Origin of the sequence: Pectobacterium sp. CFBP8739 (assembly GCF_013449375.1) — a bacterium.
Lineage (GTDB): Bacteria > Pseudomonadota > Gammaproteobacteria > Enterobacterales > Enterobacteriaceae > Pectobacterium.
Genome location: NZ_JACDRR010000053.1, coordinates 1 through 735 on the forward strand (window position 1 = coordinate 1; position 735 = coordinate 735).

Annotated in this window: 1 protein-coding gene; it reads right to left on the minus strand. The window is 52.2% G+C overall.

Annotated elements, in window-relative coordinates; translation table 11 throughout:
• Positions 1-735: S-type pyocin domain-containing protein (locus tag H0247_RS19945; RefSeq protein ID WP_255434044.1), on the minus strand; the 735-nt coding region annotated here is incomplete at both ends.

The window sequence follows — 735 nt, forward strand, 5'->3', positions numbered from 1 at the left end:
CGGGCCATCCAGACCGGGCGCAGGAGTGAAAGTATAGCCCTGAATTTTCGCATCCCACACCATATTGGCAACACGAACGCCTTCATACGGTGTTCCTTCCCCCGTATGAACTCCATAGACCTGCATTTTTCCATGAATATCAGGACGCCAGAAAAACCGGACACGCGTTGTTGCAGTTTCACCTGCCCAGCCTTTACGCCGTAATTCATCTTCCAGCCAATGTTCGTCTCGCCCCGGCACCTTATCACTGCCTTCCCCCGCCGAAGGAATATAAAGCGCAGAGGCTAACGCACCAATATATGGCACTGCTCTTGCCGCACTCAGCACGCCACCAAGAGACCATTCCCCCCAGACCTGTGTCATTACTCCCGTAGCAGCCAGTAAACCAACATCAGCGCTGGCGACGGGGGCTTTTTGCTCTTCTGCGGCAGGTTCGGTAAGCGATTTGGCAACAGGTGCCTGAGAGCGTGGTTTGTCATCCGTCGCAACCAACAAATCAAACAGCGTCTTATACCAAGGCTCCATCGGGGGTATTTGAGGCTTGTTAATCACACCGGGTGGGATCTTGGGTGACAGTTCGTTTTTTCCGACAAATGATTTAGGCGGGGAAACAGCAGAAGACACATCTTTCTTTTTCGCTGCCTGCGCATATTGCGTAACCTCATGCGTATTATCCGCAGCATGATGACCATAACCACAGCAGTCATCTTGTTCGGGCTGGGCAAATAACACCAT